Origin of the sequence: Sphingomonas radiodurans (genome assembly GCF_020866845.1) — a bacterium.
GTDB lineage: Bacteria > Pseudomonadota > Alphaproteobacteria > Sphingomonadales > Sphingomonadaceae > Sphingomonas > Sphingomonas radiodurans.
On record NZ_CP086594.1, the window covers coordinates 3326179 to 3343310 of the forward strand.

General features: G+C 67.6%; 19 protein-coding genes. 13 read left to right on the forward strand and 6 right to left on the reverse strand.

Features of this window, described 5'->3' with window-relative positions:
• Positions 1-98 precede the first annotated feature (98 nt).
• Both grpE and hrcA read right to left on the reverse strand, forming a co-directional pair.
• Positions 99-644, reverse strand: a complete 546-nt coding sequence (gene grpE, locus LLW23_RS15685) for a nucleotide exchange factor GrpE (RefSeq protein WP_228948605.1) — start codon at positions 642-644, stop codon at positions 99-101.
• Positions 645-681: 37 nt separating this feature from the next.
• Positions 682-1725 carry a heat-inducible transcriptional repressor HrcA gene (gene hrcA / locus LLW23_RS15690; RefSeq protein ID WP_228946428.1) on the reverse strand — a complete coding sequence of 348 codons (1044 nt, stop codon included), beginning with the start codon at positions 1723-1725 and terminating at the stop codon, positions 682-684.
• Between the two features lie 79 nt (positions 1726-1804).
• On the opposite strand from hrcA, the gene rph reads away from it, so the two are divergent.
• A complete protein-coding gene (gene rph / locus LLW23_RS15695) occupies positions 1805-2521 on the forward strand; it encodes a ribonuclease PH (protein WP_228946429.1) in 717 nt (238 codons plus the stop codon).
• Positions 2518-3144, forward strand: coding sequence for an RdgB/HAM1 family non-canonical purine NTP pyrophosphatase (gene rdgB, locus LLW23_RS15700; protein WP_228946430.1), 627 nt, complete (start codon positions 2518-2520; stop codon positions 3142-3144). Before rph ends, rdgB begins: the two co-directional genes overlap by 4 nt.
• Before the next feature lie 153 nt (positions 3145-3297).
• On the opposite strand, the gene LLW23_RS15705 is transcribed toward rdgB, so the two are convergent.
• Both LLW23_RS15705 and LLW23_RS15710 read right to left on the reverse strand, forming a co-directional pair.
• Positions 3298-3807, reverse strand: coding sequence for a glycine cleavage system protein R (locus LLW23_RS15705; protein WP_228946431.1), 510 nt, complete (start codon positions 3805-3807; stop codon positions 3298-3300).
• A 62-nt stretch (positions 3808-3869) separates the two neighbouring features.
• Positions 3870-4439 carry a CAP domain-containing protein gene (locus LLW23_RS15710; RefSeq protein ID WP_228946432.1) on the reverse strand — a complete coding sequence of 190 codons (570 nt, stop codon included), beginning with the start codon at positions 4437-4439 and terminating at the stop codon, positions 3870-3872.
• Positions 4440-4451: 12 nt separating this feature from the next.
• Here LLW23_RS15710 and hemW point away from each other — a divergent pair, with 12 nt between their 5' ends.
• Entirely contained in the window at positions 4452-5606 is a 1155-nt protein-coding gene (hemW, locus tag LLW23_RS15715) for a radical SAM family heme chaperone HemW (protein ID WP_228946433.1), read from the forward strand.
• Between the two features lie 110 nt (positions 5607-5716).
• Here the strand turns inward: hemW and LLW23_RS15720 are convergent, their stop codons facing one another.
• Positions 5717-5884 carry a hypothetical protein gene (locus LLW23_RS15720; protein ID WP_228946434.1) on the reverse strand — a complete coding sequence of 56 codons (168 nt, stop codon included), beginning with the start codon at positions 5882-5884 and terminating at the stop codon, positions 5717-5719.
• 59 nt (positions 5885-5943) lie between these two features.
• Positions 5944-6810, reverse strand: coding sequence for a LysR substrate-binding domain-containing protein (locus tag LLW23_RS15725; protein ID WP_228946435.1), 867 nt, complete (start codon positions 6808-6810; stop codon positions 5944-5946).
• A 275-nt stretch (positions 6811-7085) separates the two neighbouring features.
• Between LLW23_RS15725 and LLW23_RS15730 the strand changes: the two genes are divergently transcribed.
• The 10 genes from LLW23_RS15730 to alr all read left to right on the forward strand — a co-directional run bounded on the left by LLW23_RS15730 (position 7086) and on the right by alr (position 17121).
• Positions 7086-8585 (forward strand): CoA-acylating methylmalonate-semialdehyde dehydrogenase, encoded by a 1500-nt coding sequence (locus tag LLW23_RS15730; protein ID WP_228946436.1) that lies wholly within the window; start codon positions 7086-7088, stop codon positions 8583-8585.
• 5 nt (positions 8586-8590) lie between these two features.
• Complete coding sequence (locus LLW23_RS15735) at positions 8591-9058, forward strand: hypothetical protein (RefSeq protein WP_228946437.1); 468 nt, start codon at positions 8591-8593, stop codon at positions 9056-9058.
• Positions 9059-9066: 8 nt separating this feature from the next.
• On the forward strand, positions 9067-10212 hold the full coding sequence (locus LLW23_RS15740; RefSeq protein WP_228946438.1) for an acyl-CoA dehydrogenase family protein: 1146 nt from the start codon (positions 9067-9069) through the stop codon (positions 10210-10212).
• Between the two features lie 141 nt (positions 10213-10353).
• Positions 10354-11397 (forward strand): enoyl-CoA hydratase/isomerase family protein, encoded by a 1044-nt coding sequence (locus tag LLW23_RS15745; protein ID WP_228946439.1) that lies wholly within the window; start codon positions 10354-10356, stop codon positions 11395-11397.
• A 94-nt stretch (positions 11398-11491) separates the two neighbouring features.
• On the forward strand, positions 11492-12274 hold the full coding sequence (locus LLW23_RS15750) for an enoyl-CoA hydratase-related protein (protein WP_228946440.1): 783 nt from the start codon (positions 11492-11494) through the stop codon (positions 12272-12274).
• A gap of 153 nt (positions 12275-12427) precedes the next feature.
• Positions 12428-13327: a 3-hydroxyisobutyrate dehydrogenase gene (gene mmsB, locus LLW23_RS15755; protein ID WP_228946441.1), complete on the forward strand. Its 900-nt coding sequence runs from the start codon at positions 12428-12430 to the stop codon at positions 13325-13327.
• A complete protein-coding gene (locus LLW23_RS15760; RefSeq protein WP_228946442.1) occupies positions 13324-13779 on the forward strand; it encodes a GreA/GreB family elongation factor in 456 nt (151 codons plus the stop codon). The genes mmsB and LLW23_RS15760 overlap by 4 nt, the downstream gene beginning before the upstream one ends.
• A gap of 70 nt (positions 13780-13849) precedes the next feature.
• Positions 13850-14299, forward strand: coding sequence for a DUF3597 domain-containing protein (locus LLW23_RS15765; RefSeq protein ID WP_228946443.1), 450 nt, complete (start codon positions 13850-13852; stop codon positions 14297-14299).
• Positions 14300-14465: 166 nt separating this feature from the next.
• Positions 14466-16070: an MFS transporter gene (locus LLW23_RS15770; RefSeq protein ID WP_228946444.1), complete on the forward strand. Its 1605-nt coding sequence runs from the start codon at positions 14466-14468 to the stop codon at positions 16068-16070.
• 28 nt (positions 16071-16098) lie between these two features.
• The gene (gene alr / locus LLW23_RS15775) at positions 16099-17121 is read left to right on the forward strand and encodes an alanine racemase (protein WP_228946445.1); all 1023 of its coding nucleotides are present in this window, start codon (positions 16099-16101) and stop codon (positions 17119-17121) included.
• Positions 17122-17132 lie beyond the last annotated feature (11 nt).

Genomic DNA, 17132 nt, shown 5'->3' on the forward strand with positions numbered 1-17132 from the left:
CCGGTCATCCCGGAATTGATCCGGGATCCCGCTCCTTTGCCCCACCGCCAGAAGAAGCGGGACCCCGGATCAAGTCCGGGGCGACGGAGGCAAGTTAATCAATCCGGCTTCTTCGCCACCGCAACCAGCGCCGGGCGCAGCAACCGGTCACGGATCATCCAGCCCGATTGCATCTCCTGCACGATCGTCCCTGGCTCCTCGTCCGACGCCGTTTCAAGCATCGCCTGGTGCCGGTTCGGATCGAGCGGCTGGCCCAGCGCGTCGATCTTAGTCAGGCCGTTGCGCTCGAACACCTTGGTCAGCTCACGGCCGGTCGCCTCGAGTCCAGTCACCAGGCCTTTGAACTTGTCGTCACCGCGCAGCTCGGGGGAGATCGTCGACAGCGCGCGTTCGAGATTGTCGTTCACGCTCAGCACGTCGCGCGCGAAATTGGTGGCGGCATAAGCGCGCGCGTCGCTCGCATCCTTCTCGGCACGGCGACGCACGTTCTGGATCTCTGCCTGGGCGTACAACGTCTGCTGCTTCGCCTCGGCGAGCTGGTTCTCCAGCTCGGCGATGCGGTCATGCTCGGCGACTTCAGGGGCATCCGCTGCGGTCTCTTGGCGCAGGTCATCAGCCGGGCTGTTGGTCTCGGTCTCGCTCATCATATCCCTGTCTAAGTCGTTGTCTGTTGCTGGCAGCTCAACCCATCAGCCGGGCGAGCGTTGCGGCAGTGAAATCCACCATGGGCACGACGCGCGCGTAGTTCAACCGAGTCGGCCCGATCACGCCCACCACACCGACCACCCTTCCGTCGCTGCCGTGGAACGGCTTGGCGATCACCGACGATCCCGACAGCGCGAACAGCTTGTTCTCCGCGCCGATGAAGATCCGTGTCGCATCGCCCGCCCGCGCCGAATCGAGCAGCGCGGCGATCTCCTGCTTCCCGTCGAGATCGTCGAGCAAGTCACGCACGCGATCGAGATCGGCCGCCACTGCATCGTCGAGCAGCCGCCCCTGGCCACGCACGATCAGCACCGGCCGCCGCTCGCCATCCTCGCTCCAGATTGCCAGCCCGCGCTCCACGAGTGCCTGCGACGCAGCATCGAGCGCGGCGCGCCCCTGCGCCATCTCGCGATCGATCCGCGCGCGTGCGGCGGCCAGCGTCAGCCCGGAGAGCGTCGCCGACATGTAATTGCCCGCCTCGATCAGCGCAGACGCGCCGACACCCGGCGGCAGATCGACGACGCGATTCTCCACCCCGCCGTCTTCGCTCACCAGCACCGCGAGCGCTTGCGCGTGCGACAGCGGCACGAATCCGATCGAACGCAGCACCTGCTCGCGCTTGGGCACCATCACCAGCCCGGCGCACGCCGACAGCCCAGACAGCGCTGCGGTCGTCGCCGCCAGCGCTTCCTCGACCGGCCCGCCGCGCCCGGCGCGCGACTCGATCGTCGCGCGCTCCTCCGCCGACGGTTCGAGCGCGTGCATCATCCCGTCGACGAACAACCGGAGCCCCAAGTCGGTCGGCATCCGCCCCGCCGACGTATGCGGCGCGGCGAGCAGGCCGGCGTCCTCCAATTGCGCCAGCACGCTGCGGATCGACGCCGGGGACAGGTTCAGCCCCGCCAGCGCCAGCGTCTTCGATCCCACCGGTTGGCCGTTTTCGAGATAGCCATCGACGACGCGGCGGAAGATCTCGCGGGCGCGGTCGGAAAGCTCGGCGATCGGTGGGGATGCGTTCACCCGCCAAATCTAGGGCGCGCGCACTGGCGCGGCAATCGCCGAGCGGCTAACCGCGCCAGCAAATCAGGAGAATATGAAAATGCGTCCCAGCGGCCGTGCGCCAGATCAGATGCGCGTCATCAGCATCGAGCCGAATTTCACCCGCCACGCCGAAGGTTCGGTGCTGATCGGATTCGGCGATACGCGCGTGCTAGTCACCGCCAGCATCGAGGAGCGCGTGCCGCCGTTCCTGCGCGGCAAGGGGCAGGGCTGGGTAACCGCCGAATACGGCATGCTCCCGCGCGCGACGCACACCCGCGGCAATCGTGAAGCGGCCAAGGGCAAGCAGTCGGGCCGCACGCAGGAAATCCAGCGGCTGATCGGGCGCAGCTTGCGCGCCGTCACCGACATGGCGGCGCTTGGCGAACGCCAGATCGTGCTCGATTGTGATGTGATCCAGGCCGATGGCGGCACCCGCACCGCGTCGATCTCGGGCGCCTGGGTCGCGTTGCGGCTCGCGGTCAACGGCCTGCTTAAGGCCGGCAAGATCGAGACGGACCCGATCTCGCAGAAGGTCGCCGCGATCAGCTGCGGCATTTACCAGGGCCAGCCAGTGCTCGACCTCGACTATGTCGAGGATTCGAACGCTGACGCCGACGGCAATTTCGTGCTGCTTGAAAACGGCAACATCGCCGAGGCGCAGGCCACTGCCGAAAACGCGACCTATGACGAGGAAGCGCTGCTCCGCCTCCTCCGCCTCGCGCGGATCGGCTGCGCTGACATTTTCGCGGCGCAGGCGAGGGCGGTCGGCCAGTGAGCGGCGAGGGCGATCAACCCCAGGCGATCCGCAAGCTCGCGCCCGGAAAGCTGGTGATTGCCAGCCACAATCCGGGCAAGGTACGCGAGATCACGGCGTTGCTCGAAGGCCACGGCCTCGATGTCGTCTCGGCTGCCGAACTTGATCTGCCCGAGCCCGAGGAGACCGGCACCACCTTCGTCGCGAATGCCGAACTGAAGGCGCGCGCGGCGGCGGACCTGTCGGGGCTTCCCGCGCTCGCCGACGACAGCGGGTTGTGTGTCGAAGCGCTCGGCGGCGATCCGGGGATCTTCTCGGCGCGCTGGGCTGGGGAAAGCAAGGACTTCGGCGAAGCAATGCGCCGGATCGAAACCAAGCTCGCCGCGATTGAGGGCGCTTCGCGGACGGCGCATTTCGTCTGCGCGCTCGCACTTGCCTGGCCCGACGGCCATGTCGAATGGTTCGAAGGCCGCGTCGACGGCACGCTGGTCTCGCCACCGCGCGGCGACCGGGGCTTCGGCTATGATCCGATGTTCGTCCCCGACGGCCGCACCGAGACGTTCGGCGAAATGGACCAGGACGAAAAGCACACGATCAGCCACCGCGCGGACGCGTTCCGGCAGATGGTGGCGGCGGTGTTCTGACGGCCAAAGATGGCCGTCACCCCGGCCTCGAGCCGGGGTCCCGCTTCTTCTGCTCGTCCAGCGACGAGTTAGCGGGACCCCGGGGTCAAGCCCGGGGTGACGAAATTTGAGATGCTTGCTCGCTTTATTCGTACGTCCCTTACCCGCTCGCTCTCACCCGAACGTCAGCTCCACCATGATTTCCCCCGAGATCTCCTCCAGCGCGGCGATCACCGTGTCGCTCTCCATCTCGGCCGGCAGGCGCAACGTCGCCGTCGCGCGAAACATGCGCTGGCCGGACTCCGCGCCGCTATCCACCCGCGTGTGAAGATCGTCGATGTTCACCCCGAGGTCGGCCAGCACTGCGGTTACCTCACGCACGATCCCCGGCCGATCCTGGCCGACCAGGTCGAGCGCCAGCGTCGGCCCGGCGAACTCTTCCGGCCCGGTGGGCAGCACGCTCACCGTCAACCCCCGCATGTCGATCGCGCGCGCCGACGCCTGCAGATGCGGAACCGCATCCTCGGCCAGCTCGACCAGTACCGATCCGACATATTTCCCGCCCAGCGTCGCCAGGTGGCTCTCCAGCCAATTGCCGCCCGCCGCGAGCACCGCATCGGCCAGCGCCTGCGTCAGTCCCGGCCGGTCGCTGCCGGCGACGGTCAGGATCACCTGCGTCGTCATCTCTTCTCTCTCCCCCAACGCCAACTGGCCGATCCGATTCGTTGATCAGAACGCCCGCTCGCCTACCACGTTGCCGCTTGGGCTGTAGCGGCAGACGAGAAATCGTCGCGCGCGTTCGATGCGAATGCGCAGCCGACCCGCGTCGTCCGCCGCCAGACGATCTGCGTGTAGTGCGCCACATCCTGCCAGCGCCCTGTGCGGCTGAACATCGGCGTTGCGCCATTCACGAAATCGCGCTTCTCGGCGACCCAGTAACCGATCATCTCGTCATAGGCATAAGCGTTGCGCGTGCCGGTCCACAGGTTTTCGCCCTCGCGCGTCGGCCCGTGCGGCTGCGCAGCGTGTTCGAACCGCCCGGTGCGCGCCATTTCCCGCGCATAGCCAAGCGCCGTCGTGACGAGCGCCTCGTCCCACACCAGCGGCGGAAGGCCCACATCGGCGCGCGCGCGATCGTGCGCGGTCAGCATCGTCCGGCGCAACAGTGCCTCGCTGCGCCGCGCGGGCAGCTCGTTGACGCGCTGCTCCACCACACGGTCCGGCGGGCGTTCCGGCCCGCGCTCCACCCCCGGCGCGCAGCCGGCGAGAAGCAATGACAAGGCGATGAGGTGGCGTCGGGCGATCATCGCCGCCATATCGGCGCCGCCATGGCCTCCGACAATCCTCTCGCGCTCTACATCCACTGGCCGTTCTGCGTCTCGAAATGCCCCTATTGCGATTTCAACAGCCATGTCCGCGAGGCGGTCGATCAGCAGCGCTGGCGCGACGCGCTGCTCGCCGATCTCGCGCACGAGGCGGCGATGCTGCCCGGCCGCGAGCTCGGGTCGATCTTCTTCGGCGGCGGCACGCCCTCGCTGATGCCGCCTGCGACGGTCGCAGCGCTGATCGGCGCCGCGGCGCGGCACTGGCGCTTCGCCCGCGGGATCGAGATTACGCTGGAGGCGAACCCCTCGTCCGTCGAAGCGGCGCGCTTCGCTGATCTCGCCACCGCCGGGGTCAACCGCGTGTCGCTCGGGCTGCAGGCGCTCGACGATGTCGCGCTGCGCTTCCTCGACCGCGCGCATGACGTGAACGAAGGGCTCGCCGCTCTCGGCATCGCGCAATCCGTGTTCCCGCGCGTCAGCTTCGACCTGATCTATGCCCGCCCTAGCCAGACGCTCGCCGCCTGGGAGGCGGAGCTGACCCGCGCGCTGAGCTTCGGCACCGAACACCTCTCGCTCTACCAGCTGACGATCGAACCCGGCACGCGTTTCGCCACCGAGGCGGCAGCGGGCCGGCTCACCATCCCCGACGAGGATACCGCCGCCGACCTGTTCGAGAAGACGCGCGCGATGACCGCCGCGGCCGGCATCCCGGCCTATGAAATCAGCAACCATGCCCGCCCCGGCGCGGAGAGCCGCCACAACCTAGCATACTGGCGCTACCGCGATTACGCCGGGGTCGGCCCCGGCGCGCACGGGCGTCGGGGCGGGCTGGCGACGGTGCGGCGGCGCAAACCCGAGAACTGGCTCGCCGCGGTCGACCGTAACATGCACGGGATCGAGATCGAGGAGCCGCTCGCCCCCGGCACGCGATCGTCGGAGGCGCTGCTGATGGGGCTGCGACTGCGCGAAGGCGTCGATCTCGCCCGCGTCGCGCGGCTCGCGGGCGCCGAGATCGCCGACGTCGTCGACGAACGCGCGATCGCCCGGCTGCCCGATTTCATCCAGCGCGACGGCGATCGCCTGCGCGTTACCGACCGCGGGATGCTGCTGCTCGATGCCATCCTGCCGCAAGTGGTGAAGGACGTGGTGCCGGCATAAACTCTTCGTCACCCCGGACTTGATCCGGGGCCCCGCTCTCTAACCGGCAGAAGAAGCGGGGCCCGGGATCAAGTCCGGGGTGACGGATAATGGGCGTGACGCAAGCGAAGTCACAAACCCCACCACACCAGCACCATCAGCACCAGCGCCACCACCACGAACGCCAGATGCCCCCGCCCCGGATCACGCTCGGGTCGATCGACGAAGATCGCCGGCGCATCGGGATCGGGGATGCCGGGCGGCGGGCCGTCGAGCGGCGGTTCGCGTCTGTCGGTCATGCGATCAACTCCCCACCGTCGGCCAGCCACGCCGTCATGCGTGGTGCAGGCCGCGCTGGTCAACCGGTGACCGCGGTCGCCTCGCGCAGCCACTGGCTCACCGCCTGGATGCGCGGCGCGGTCTGGCCGTCGGCGTGCGTCACGAACCAGAAGGCGCGCGTCAGCACTAGATCGGGCAGCACCGACACGAGCGCCGCATCCTTCGCCGCGACGAAATCGGGCAAAATCCCAATGCCGGCGCCCGATCGTACCATCGCATGCTGCACGTTGATGCTGGTCGATCGCAGCCGCGCGACCAGCCCGTCGTGGACCTCCGACAGATAGTCGAGCTCGGGCGCATGAATATGTTCGGGCACGTATCCGATCAGCACATGCCGCTCGAGCGCCGCGCGATCGGCGGGCGTTCCATGCGCCGCCAGATGCGCCGGCGTTGCGTAAAGCCGCAGGCGATAGTCCGCGAGCCGTGTGGCGATCAGCTGCCGGTTGCGCGGCCGGGCGAGCATCACCGCGATATCCGCCTCGCGCTTCGACGGATCGAGGAAGCCCGACGCGGTGATCAGGTCGAGCCGAATACGCGGATGCGCCGCCTGAAACCGCGCGAGCCGCGGCGCGAGCACATGCGTCGCCAGCCCCTCCGCGACGCTCAGCCGCACATGCCCCGCCACCCCGCTGCCGCGCTCTCCTTCCGTTGCGGACAGGATCGACGCGTCGATCGTCTCGGCGTGCTGCAGCAATTGCTGCCCCGCTTCGCTCAACCGCCGTTCGCCACCGACCGTCTCGAACAGCGGCTGCCCGATGCTCGCCTCCAGCCGCTGGAGCCGACGCCCCACCGTCGTCGTATCGATCCCCAGCGCCCGCGCCGCCGCCGCGATCCGCCCGGCATGCGCGACGGCGAGGAAGATGCGCAAATCGTCCCAATTCTTCATGCGTTCACCACCTTGGTCGCTGTCCTAACCTCCGTTCGTGCTGAGGAGGTACTGAGCCGAAGGCGAAGTGCCGTCTCGAAGCAGATGGCGGGGCATGCCCTTCGAGACGGCATCTCGCTACGCTCGGCACCTCCTCAGGGAGAACGGAGGTGGCGGGGCAAGACGGGCCTGAAGCGAATGTCTTGCATTTTCGCACCCCCACCCTGCGAAATCAACCTCTTGTATGCAGAAACGCCCAGCGGCTACAAGGCGGCAACGATATTCCGGAGAGACCCATGCGCATCATCGATCACTATATCGCCGGAGCGTCCGGCGCAGCCGGCGGGCGCACCTCCGACGTATTCGATCCCAACACAGGCCAGGTGCAGGCAACGGTGAACCTCGGTACGCAGGCCGATCTCGACCGCGCCGTCGCCGCCGCGCAAGTCGCGCAGCCAGCCTGGGCCGCGACCAATCCGCAGCGCCGCGCGCGCGTGATGTTCGCGTTCAAGGCGCTGGTCGACGCGCATATCGACGAACTCGCACACATGCTGTCGTCCGAGCACGGCAAGGTGATCGCCGATTCGAAGGGTGACATCCAGCGCGGCCTCGAAGTGATCGAATTCTGCTGCGGCATCCCGCACGTGCTGAAGGGTGAATACACGCAAGGCGCCGGCCCCGGCATCGACGTCTATTCGATGCGCCAGCCGCTCGGCATCGGCGCGGGCATCACGCCGTTCAACTTCCCCGCGATGATCCCGCTGTGGATGAGCGGAGTCGCGATCGCCACCGGGAACGCCTTCATCCTGAAGCCATCGGAGCGCGATCCCAGCCTCCCGGTCCGCCTCGCCGAACTGTTCCGCGAGGCCGGGCTGCCGGAGGGCATCCTGCAGGTCGTCAATGGCGACAAGGAAATGGTCGACGCGATCCTCGATCACCCCGCGATCTCGGCCGTCAGCTTCGTCGGCTCCTCCGACATCGCGCATTATGTGTACCGCCGCGGCGTCGCAGCGGGGAAGCGCGTCCAGGCGATGGGCGGCGCGAAGAACCACGGCATCGTCATGCCCGACGCCGATCTCGACCAGGTCGTCGCCGATCTGTCGGGCGCCGCCTTCGGCTCTGCCGGCGAGCGCTGCATGGCGCTGCCCGTCGTCGTCCCTGTCGGCGAGAAGACCGCCATCGCGCTGCGCGAAAAGCTGCTTCCCGCCATCGCCGCGTTGCGCGTCGGCGTCTCGACCGACAATGATGCGCATTACGGCCCGGTGGTGAACGCCGCGCACCGCACCCGCATCGAGAACTGGATCCAGACAGGCGTCGACGAGGGTGCCGAGCTGGTCGTCGACGGTCGCGGCTTCCAGCTGCAAGGCCACGAGCAGGGCTTCTTTATCGGGCCGAGCCTGTTCGATCACGTCACGCCCGACATGAGCGCGTACAAGGAAGAGATCTTCGGCCCCGTCCTCCAGATCGTCCGCGCGAAGGACTTCGAGGAAGCGGTGCGCCTGCCGAGCGACCATCAATATGGCAACGGCGTCGCGATCTTCACCCGCAACGGCCACGCTGCGCGCGAGTTCGCCGCGCGCGTCAACGTCGGCATGGTTGGCATCAACGTGCCGATCCCGGTGCCGGTGGCGTACCACACCTTCGGCGGCTGGAAGCGCTCGGCGTTCGGCGACACCAACCAGCACGGCATGGAAGGCGTGAAATTCTGGACGAAGGTGAAGACGATCACGCAGCGCTGGCCCGATGGCGGCACCGGCGACGCCGCCAATGCGTTCGTCATCCCGACGATGGGGTGAACGGCATGATTAGGACGATTGTGACAGGGCTGGGGGTGTTGCTGCTCGCTGGCTGCGAAGTGCCGATGCCCGAGCAGGCGAACGATACGCCGATGACCGAAGGTGGCTTCAACATGGTCCACGCGGCCGATGCCAGCGTGCCGACGGTGGAGCCAAGCGCCGACACGGCCGGTCGATTGCCGGCGGCGTTCCTGGGCCGCTGGGGCCTGGTGCCGGCCGATTGCACCTCCACGCGCGGCGACAACAAGGGGCTGATGACGGTCGAGGCCGATCGCCTCAGCTTCTACGAATCGCGCGCGACGATCGCGAAGCTCGCAATCATCTCCCCCACCGAGCTACGCGCCACGCTCGCCTTCACCGGCGAAGGGCAGGAATGGACGCAGGATACGCCGCTTATGCTCGAGCATGAAGGCAATGTCCTGACGCGCTTCGCCGACGGACAGACCTTGCGCTACACCCGCTGCGGCGTTTGAGAGACCCAATGGAAAATCAGTTCGACCTCACCGATGACCAGCGCGAGATCCAGGAGCTGGCGCGCCGCTTCACCGCGGACCGGATCACGCCGCATGCCGCCGAGTGGGACGAGAAGCACATCTTCCCGCGGGACACGATCAAGGCCGCGGCGGAGCTGGGTTTCGCCGCGATCTACGTGAGCGAGGAGAGCGGCGGGATTGCGCTGGGCCGGCTCGAAGCCGCGCTGATCATGGAAGCTATGGCCTATGGATGCCCCGCGACCAGCGCGTTCATCTCGATCCACAATATGGCGGCGTGGATGATCGACCGCTTCGGTTCAGACGACGTGAAGGCGCGCTATCTGCCCGATCTCGTCACGATGGAGCGGATCGCGAGCTATTGCCTCACCGAACCCGGCTCGGGCTCGGACGCCGCCGCGCTCAAGACCAGCGCACGGCTCGACGGCGATCATTACATCGTCAACGGCTCGAAGCAGTTCATCTCGGGCGCGGGCGAGAACGAAGTCTATGTCACGATGGTTCGCACCGGTGCGGACGGGCCGAAGGGCATCTCATGCCTGGTCATTGACAAGGACATGCCCGGCGTGTCGTTCGGCGCGAACGAGCGCAAGCTCGGCTGGCACGCGCAGCCCACACGGCAGGTTCTGTTCGACAATGTGAAGGTGCCCGTCGCCAACCGCGTCGGCGCGGAAGGCGAGGGGTTCCGCATCGCGATGATGGGGCTCGACGGCGGCCGGCTCAACATCGGCGCCTGCTCGCTGGGCGGCGCGCAACGCTGCCTCGACGAGGCGATCGCCTACACCAAGGATCGCCAGCAGTTCGGCAAGCCGATCGCGGACTTCCAGAACACCCAGTTCATGCTCGCCGACATGGATACCGAGCTGCAAGCCGCGCGCTATTTGCTGTACGTTGCCGCCGCAAAGGTCAGCGCGAACGCGCCCGACAAGACGCGCTTCGCCGCCATGGCAAAGCGGCTCGCGACCGACACCGGATCGGGCGTGGTCGATCGCGCGCTGCAGTTGCACGGCGGCTACGGTTATCTGATGGATTACCCGATCGAACGCTTCTGGCGTGACTTGCGCGTCCATTCGATCCTTGAAGGGACGAACCAGGTGATGCGGATGATCGTCGGGCGCGAGCTGACGCGACAGTAAATTTATAGATCCTCCCCGGAACGGGGAGGGGGACCATGCGAAGCATGGTGGAGGGGGGCCGCCACAGACGGTCAGGTGGGGGCAAGCCCCCTCCACCACCGGCTTCGCCGGCGGTCCCCCTCCCCGTGCCGGGGAGGATCGATGACGCAAGACCTGATCGTTACCACCGAAGGCGCCGCCGGCCGCATCCGGCTCAACCGTCCCAAGGCGATTCACGCGCTCAACACCGCGATGTGCGACGGCGTGCTCGAAGCGCTCGAAGCCTGGCGCACCGACGATGACGTCCGCGCAGTGATCATCGACCATGCCGAGGGGCGTGGCTTCTGCGCCGGCGGCGACATCCGCATGCTGGCCGAAAGCGGTGCCAAGGATGGCGTCGAGGCACGCCAGTTCTTCCACACCGAATATCGCATGAACCACCGGCTGTTCACGTACGCCAAGCCGGTGATCGCGTTCATGGACGGCATCACGATGGGCGGCGGCGTCGGCATCTCGCAGCCGTGTGACTATACGATCGCCACCGAGAATACGAAGCTCGCCATGCCCGAAACCGGCATCGGCCTGTTCCCCGATGTCGGCGGCGGCTGGTATCTGTCGCGGCTGCCGGGGCGGATCGGCCAGTACCTCGCGCTCACCGGCCACCGGCTAGACGGCGCAGAATGCTATGCGCTCGGCCTCGCGACGCACTTCATCCCCGCCGCGAAGCTAGAGACGGTGAAGGCGCATATCGCCGAGGATCCCGCGCTGCTCGACGCGATCCTGCTCGACGCCTCGGCCGATCCCGGCAAGGCCAAGCTGCTCGACCGCCGCGCGGAGATCGATCGCCTGTTCGCCTCCGATGCGCTCGAAGAGGTGTTCGCCGCGCTCGAAGCCGATGACAGCGATTTCGCGCGCGAGACGTTCGCCACGCTCAAGACGAAGTCGCCACAGACGATGAAGGTCAGCCTCAAGCTGCTGCTCGACGGCGCGACCATGCCGACTTTCGAGGACGAGATGCGCCAGGAATATGCCGTCGGCGCGAAGGTGGTGCAGCGCCACGATTTCCTTGAAGGCGTCCGCGCGGTGATCGTCGACAAGGACAATGCCCCGCAGTGGGCCCCGGCGACGCCCGAAGGCGTGAGCGACCACGTCATCGACCAGATCTTCGCGCCGCTGCCCGATACCGAGGCGTGGACGCCCGAGTAACACTCGTCATCCCAGCGAAAGCTGGGATCTCGTGCCACATGGGTCGCATTCGCGGCCAGCGATCCCAGCTTTCGCTGGGATGACGGAGGGACCAATGACCACCTACGCCAACATCCTCGTCGAACAGCGTGAAGCCGTCACGCTCGTCACGCTCAACCGCCCGCAATCGCTCAACGCGCTCAACACCGACGTGCTCGCCGATCTCGCCGCCGCGTTCGGCGCCTATGACAAGGACGAAAGCCAGCGCTGCCTCGTCCTCACCGGCGCCGGCGAAAAGGCGTTCGCGGCGGGCGCCGACATCAAGCAGATGGCCGATCTGCCCGCCGCCGACTTTTTCCTGCAGGATTTCTTCGCCGGCTGGCAGACCGGCGTCGTCGCAACGCGCAAGCCGTGGATCGCCGCAGTCAACGGCTTCGCGCTGGGCGGAGGCTGCGAACTCGCGATGATGGCCGACTTCATCTATGCCGCCGATACGGCGAAGTTCGGCCAGCCCGAGATCAAGCTCGGCGTCGCGCCCGGCATGGGCGGCTCGCAGCGCATGACGCGGGCGATCGGCAAGGCCAAGGCAATGGAAATGTGCCTCACCGGCCGCATGATGGACGCCGCCGAGGCCGAACGCAGCGGGCTCGTCGCCAAGGTCGTCCCCGCCGCCAGCTTGATCGAGGAAACGCTCAAGACCGCCGCGCTCATCGCATCGATGCCGCCGATGGCCGCGATGGTGAACAAGGAAATGGTCAACACCGCGTTCGAAACGAACCTAGCCCAAGGCATCCTTACCGAGCGCCGCTTGTTCCAGATCCTCACCGCGACGCAGGACAAGGCGGAAGGTATGGCCGCGTTCATCGAAAAGCGCGCGGGAGTGTGGACGGGGCGGTAACGTCACAAGGCTCAAGCCCCTCCCCTTCAGGGGAGGGGTCGGGGTGGGGGCTCTCCACAAGCGCCCGGCCTGCGGATGTAGGTCTCGGTGAGACGGGCAGCCCCCACCCCAACCCCTCCCCTGAAGGGGAGGGGAGTTTCTAGGAGAATCAGAATGGCACGCGTCGCATTCATCGGTCTGGGCAACATGGGCGGCGGCATGGCTGCCAACCTCGCGAAGGCGGGGCATGACGTGCGTGCGTTCGATCTCAGCCCCGAGGCGCTCGATCGCGCCAAGGCTGCCGGCTGCCTCCCCGTCGCCAGCGCCGCCGAGGCGGTCGATGGCGCCGAGGCGATCATCACCATGCTCCCCGCCGGCAAGCACGTCGCGCAGGTCTATGCCGAGGCGGTGTTCGGCAACGCGCCACCCGCGGCGATCCTGATCGATTGCTCGACCATCGACGTCACCACCGCGCGCCAAGTCGCGACCGACGCACAGGCGAAGGGGCTGGAGGCAGTCGACGCGCCCGTGTCGGGCGGTATCGCCGCGGCGAATGCCGGCACGCTCACCTTCATGGTCGGCGGCTCGCAATCGGCGTTCGAGCTGGCGCAGCCGTTCCTCGAAGCGATGGGCAAGGCGGTGATCCACGCCGGCGCGAGCGGCGCGGGGCAAGCGGTGAAGATGTGCAACAACCTGATCCTCGGCGCGACGATGATCGCGACGTGCGAAGGCTTCGCGCTCGCCGAGAAGCTCGGGCTCGACGCACAGACCTTCTACGACATCGCCAGCAAGGCGACCGCGCAGAGCTGGTCGATGACGAGCTACTGCCCGGTTCCCGGCGTCGGCCCGGAAAGCCCGGCCGATCGCGATTACCAAGGCGGCTTTGCGGCGGCGCTGATGCTCAAGGATCTGCGGCTCGCGATGGATGCGGCGGAACAGGCCGGCGCGACCGTGCCGATGGGCACCCGCTCGCGTGACCTGTACGAGGCGTTCGCCGACGCCGGCCACGGCAACCTCGATTTCTCCGCGATCATCAAGACGTTCCAGAGCGCTTCAGTTCAGGGCACGTCATGAGCGTTGCGTTCCGCCGCGAGAGCGACGAGGAGCATAAGGAACCGCGCTTCGAACTGCCGCTCCCCACGGGGCCGAACCTCGTCACCGCGCGCGGCGAAGCGTTGATCGACGAACGCATCGCGGCGCTCGACGCCGAGCAGCCCGGCGACGACGAACTGCGCAAGGCGGAGATCGCGCGCGAGCTCCGCTATTGGAAGACGCGCCGCGCAACCACCGTCCTCGCACCGCTGCCGCCGCCGGACGAAGTCGCCTTCGGCAGCCGCGTCCGCTTCCGCCTCAACGGCAAGGAACAGGAAATCACGCTGGTCGGCGACGACGAGGCCGATCCCGCCGCCGGCCTGATCGCCTTCTCCGCCCCGCTGGCGCGCGCGATGATGGGCGCAGGCGAGGGCGAGCTGGTCGCGTTCAACGGCCGCGAGGATGCGATCGAGGTGCTGGCGCTGCTCACCTGATCACGGGGAGCATCCGGCACCAACGCCCCACTCCCGCGTTGCTGTCGTTCGAACCACAGGGAGTAACGACATGAGTATCTTCGGCGCGATCAAGAAGGCGATCTTCGGCGACCGCGGCCCATTGGGCGGCCAGTTCTCCGGCAAGCCCGCTCCCGCACCCCAGGCGGCGCCAGCGCCAAGCGCTCCCAAGCCGACCCCGGCACCGACGGCAGCACCCGCAGCTCCCAAGCCGGCGCCTGCACCAGCGGCCGCCGCCGCCCCGGTCGATGTCGAAAAGGTACTTACCGACATCGACGCCAAGAACGGCAGCCAGGCTCTCAACTGGCGCACCTCGATCGTCGACCTGATGAAGCTGCTCGGCATCGATTCCAGCCTCGCCAACCGCAAGGAACTCGCCACAGAACTCGGTTACACCGGCGCGAAGGACGGCTCGGCCGAAATGAACATCTGGCTCCACAAGGCCGTGATGCGCGAGCTGGAGAAAAACGGCGGCGTCGTCCCCGCTGGCCTGAAGGACTGATCCGGAGCGCCGCGAGCGCCCACCTCCGTTCGTCCCGAGCATCGTCGAGGGACATCCCGCGAGGTGCCTCGACTGCGCTCTGCACGAACGGAGCGAAGTACACGCGCAGACTGCTTGCCGCCCCCTCCCGTTGCGCTAGACGAACAGCAACAAGGGAGGGGGCGCAATGACGACGACCGCGGCAATCGACGAGCAGGTTGAACCGGCACCGGATGACATCCGGCTGGTCATCTCGGCCTCCGCGCTCGGTACCGTGTTCGAATGGTATGATTTCTTCATTTACGGCACGCTCGCCGCATCGGGCATCATCGGCCGCACCTTCTTCCCCGCGGGGAACGAGACGGTGCAGACCTTGCTCGCCTGGGCGGGCTTCGCGGTCGGCTTCGGGTTTCGCCCGCTCGGCGCCGTGGTGTTCGGCTATCTAGGCGACCGGCTGGGCCGCAAATACACCTTCCTCGTCACGATCGCGCTGATGGGCGTCGCCACCGCCGCCGTCGGGCTGGTCCCGTCCTATGAGGCGATCGGCATGGCGGCGCCGATCATCATCATCTTGCTGCGCATCGCGCAAGGGCTCGCGCTCGGCGGTGAATATGGCGGCGCGGCGGTCTATGTCGCGGAGCATTCGCCACCCGGAAGGAGTGGCTTCTATACCAGCTTCATCCAGGCCGGCGTGGCGGGCGGCTTCATCCTCAGCCTTGCCGTGGTGCTCGCGTTCAAGGCGCTGATCCCGGCCGACGCCTGGGGCGAGTGGGGCTGGCGGCTGCCGTTCCTGTTCTCGGTCGTGCTGCTCGCGATCTCGCTGTGGATGCGCGTGAAGCTTTCCGAAAGCCCGGTGTTCAAGAAGATGCGCGCCGCCGGCGAGATCGAGGCGAACCCAGTGCGCGCGGCCTTCACCTATCCCGGCAATCTCAAGCGCATGTTCGTCGCGATGATCGGCATCGCCGCGGGGCTGACGGTGATCTGGTACACGTCGATGTTCAGCGTGCTCTCGTTCCTGCAGACGACGATGCGCGTCGATGAAACGACGGCGCAATTGCTGTCCGCCGCCGGCGCGCTGATGGGCCTGTTCTGGTTCGTCTATTTCGGCCGCTTGTCCGATCGCATCGGGCGCAAGAAGCCGATCGTGATCGGCTATGTCGCGACGCTGATCCTGCTATTCCCGATCTTCTGGCTGATCGCCGCCGCCGCCAACCCCGGTCTCGCGCGCGCCGGCGAGACATCGCCGGTCGTCGTCTCCGGCCCCGACTGCGCCTACAGCCCGTTTTCGGCCAAGCAGGAGACCGAATGCGGTAGCCTGCTCGATGCCCTCTCGAAGAAGGGCGTGCCCTACACCACCGCCGTAGCGCCGCAGACCGGCATCACGATCGGCGCCCGTCCGCTAGCCGATCGCTCGCCGCAAGCGATCGACGCTGCGCTCACCGCCGCCGGCTACGATCTCACGAAGGTCGTGCCCACCGCGAGCAACATCGCGCTGATCCTGCTCGCGATCCTCGGCATCACCGGCCTCTCGGGAATCACCTACGGCCCCGTCGCCGCGGCGCTTGCGGAAATGTTCCCACCCGCAATCCGTTACTCGTCACTGTCGATCCCCTACCATCTCGGCACCGGCTATTTCGGCGGGTTCCTGCCCTTCATCAGCCAGTATATCGTCGCCAAGACGGGCGATCCGTTCGCCGGCCTCTGGTATACTTGGGGGATAACGCTGCTGGCGTTGATCGTCTGCCTGATCTGGCTGCGCGACGATGCGCAGGGACGCGCCACAGTGGCGTGATCGCGCGCACGCCGCTAGGCCCGCGCCGATGACCGCACCCGCCCGCCTGCGCCTCGACGGCGCCGCCCTCGTTGAAAACTGGCGCGCATTGGCGCGGATGAGCGGCACCGCGGCGTGCGGCGCGGCAGTAAAGGCCGACGGCTACGGGCTCGGCGCGCGCGAGGTGGTCCAGCGGCTGGCCGCAGCGGGATGCCGCAACTTCTTCGTCGCCACCTGGGCCGAAGCCGCGTCACTCGCCGATCTCGGCGTGCCGCTCGCCGTCCTGCACGGCGTCCGCGCCGCCGATCTGCCGCTCACCGGCCACCACGCCCGCCCGGTGCTCAACTCGACCGCGCAGGTCCAGCGCTGGCGCGAAGCCGGGCAGGGCGCCTGCGACGTGATGGTCGACACCGGCATGAACCGCCTCGGCATCTCGCTCGAGGATGTCGCCGCCGGCCTGCTCGATGGCCTGACGATCGACACGTTGATGAGCCACCTCGCCTGTGCCGACGAAGACGCCGCGATGAACGCCGGCCAGCGTGCCGCTCTACAGTCGCTCGCCGGCCGCACGAGCGCCCGTCGCCTCAGCCTCGCCAACTCCGCCGGCATCGCGCTCGGCCCGGACTATTCCTTCGACCTGACTCGCCCCGGCCTCGCGCTCTACGGCGGGGTCCCGAGGGCCAAACTCGCCGCGATGATCCGCCCGGTCGTGACGATCGAAGCCGAGGTGCTGCAACGCCGCCACGTCCCCGCCGGCGCCCGCGTCGGCTACAACGCCACCTGGATCGCGACGCGCGACAGTCAGGTCGCGGTCGTCAACCTCGGCTACGCCGACGGCTACCGCCGCGCCTTCTCCGACCGCGGCACCGCCTTCGCGGGTGATCGAGCACTGCCGGTAATCGGCCGCGTCTCGATGGACCTGACCGCGATCGACATTACCGGCGTCGAGGTAGGCGAGGGCGACTGGCTCGCGTTCGACCCGGATCTCGCCCGCGCCTCCGCCGCGTCAGGCGTCTCGCAATACGAACTCCTCACCGGCCTTGGCCACCGCTTCGACCAGGTCTGGATGTAACTACCACACTC

What these genes read in the sequence shown, in the direction of transcription:
- LLW23_RS15705 (WP_228946431.1), bottom strand. Translation starts at nt 3,807, where the DNA reads ATGACGACGCAGGTGATCCTGACCGTCGCCGGCAGCGACCGGCCGGGA.
- hemW (WP_228946433.1), top strand. Translation starts at nt 4,452, where the DNA reads ATGGCCTCCGACAATCCTCTCGCGCTCTACATCCACTGGCCGTTCTGC.
- LLW23_RS15765 (WP_228946443.1), top strand. Translation starts at nt 13,850, where the DNA reads ATGAGTATCTTCGGCGCGATCAAGAAGGCGATCTTCGGCGACCGCGGC.
- rph (WP_228946429.1), top strand. Translation starts at nt 1,805, where the DNA reads ATGCGTCCCAGCGGCCGTGCGCCAGATCAGATGCGCGTCATCAGCATC.
- LLW23_RS15740 (WP_228946438.1), top strand. Translation starts at nt 9,067, where the DNA reads ATGGAAAATCAGTTCGACCTCACCGATGACCAGCGCGAGATCCAGGAG.
- LLW23_RS15735 (WP_228946437.1), top strand. Translation starts at nt 8,591, where the DNA reads ATGATTAGGACGATTGTGACAGGGCTGGGGGTGTTGCTGCTCGCTGGC.
- LLW23_RS15760 (WP_228946442.1), top strand. Translation starts at nt 13,324, where the DNA reads ATGAGCGTTGCGTTCCGCCGCGAGAGCGACGAGGAGCATAAGGAACCG.
- mmsB (WP_228946441.1), top strand. Translation starts at nt 12,428, where the DNA reads ATGGCACGCGTCGCATTCATCGGTCTGGGCAACATGGGCGGCGGCATG.
- grpE (WP_228948605.1), bottom strand. Translation starts at nt 644, where the DNA reads ATGAGCGAGACCGAGACCAACAGCCCGGCTGATGACCTGCGCCAAGAG.
- LLW23_RS15725 (WP_228946435.1), bottom strand. Translation starts at nt 6,810, where the DNA reads ATGAAGAATTGGGACGATTTGCGCATCTTCCTCGCCGTCGCGCATGCC.
- LLW23_RS15710 (WP_228946432.1), bottom strand. Translation starts at nt 4,439, where the DNA reads ATGGCGGCGATGATCGCCCGACGCCACCTCATCGCCTTGTCATTGCTT.
- LLW23_RS15720 (WP_228946434.1), bottom strand. Translation starts at nt 5,884, where the DNA reads ATGACCGACAGACGCGAACCGCCGCTCGACGGCCCGCCGCCCGGCATC.
- LLW23_RS15770 (WP_228946444.1), top strand. Translation starts at nt 14,466, where the DNA reads ATGACGACGACCGCGGCAATCGACGAGCAGGTTGAACCGGCACCGGAT.
- LLW23_RS15730 (WP_228946436.1), top strand. Translation starts at nt 7,086, where the DNA reads ATGCGCATCATCGATCACTATATCGCCGGAGCGTCCGGCGCAGCCGGC.
- LLW23_RS15745 (WP_228946439.1), top strand. Translation starts at nt 10,354, where the DNA reads ATGACGCAAGACCTGATCGTTACCACCGAAGGCGCCGCCGGCCGCATC.
- alr (WP_228946445.1), top strand. Translation starts at nt 16,099, where the DNA reads ATGACCGCACCCGCCCGCCTGCGCCTCGACGGCGCCGCCCTCGTTGAA.
- LLW23_RS15750 (WP_228946440.1), top strand. Translation starts at nt 11,492, where the DNA reads ATGACCACCTACGCCAACATCCTCGTCGAACAGCGTGAAGCCGTCACG.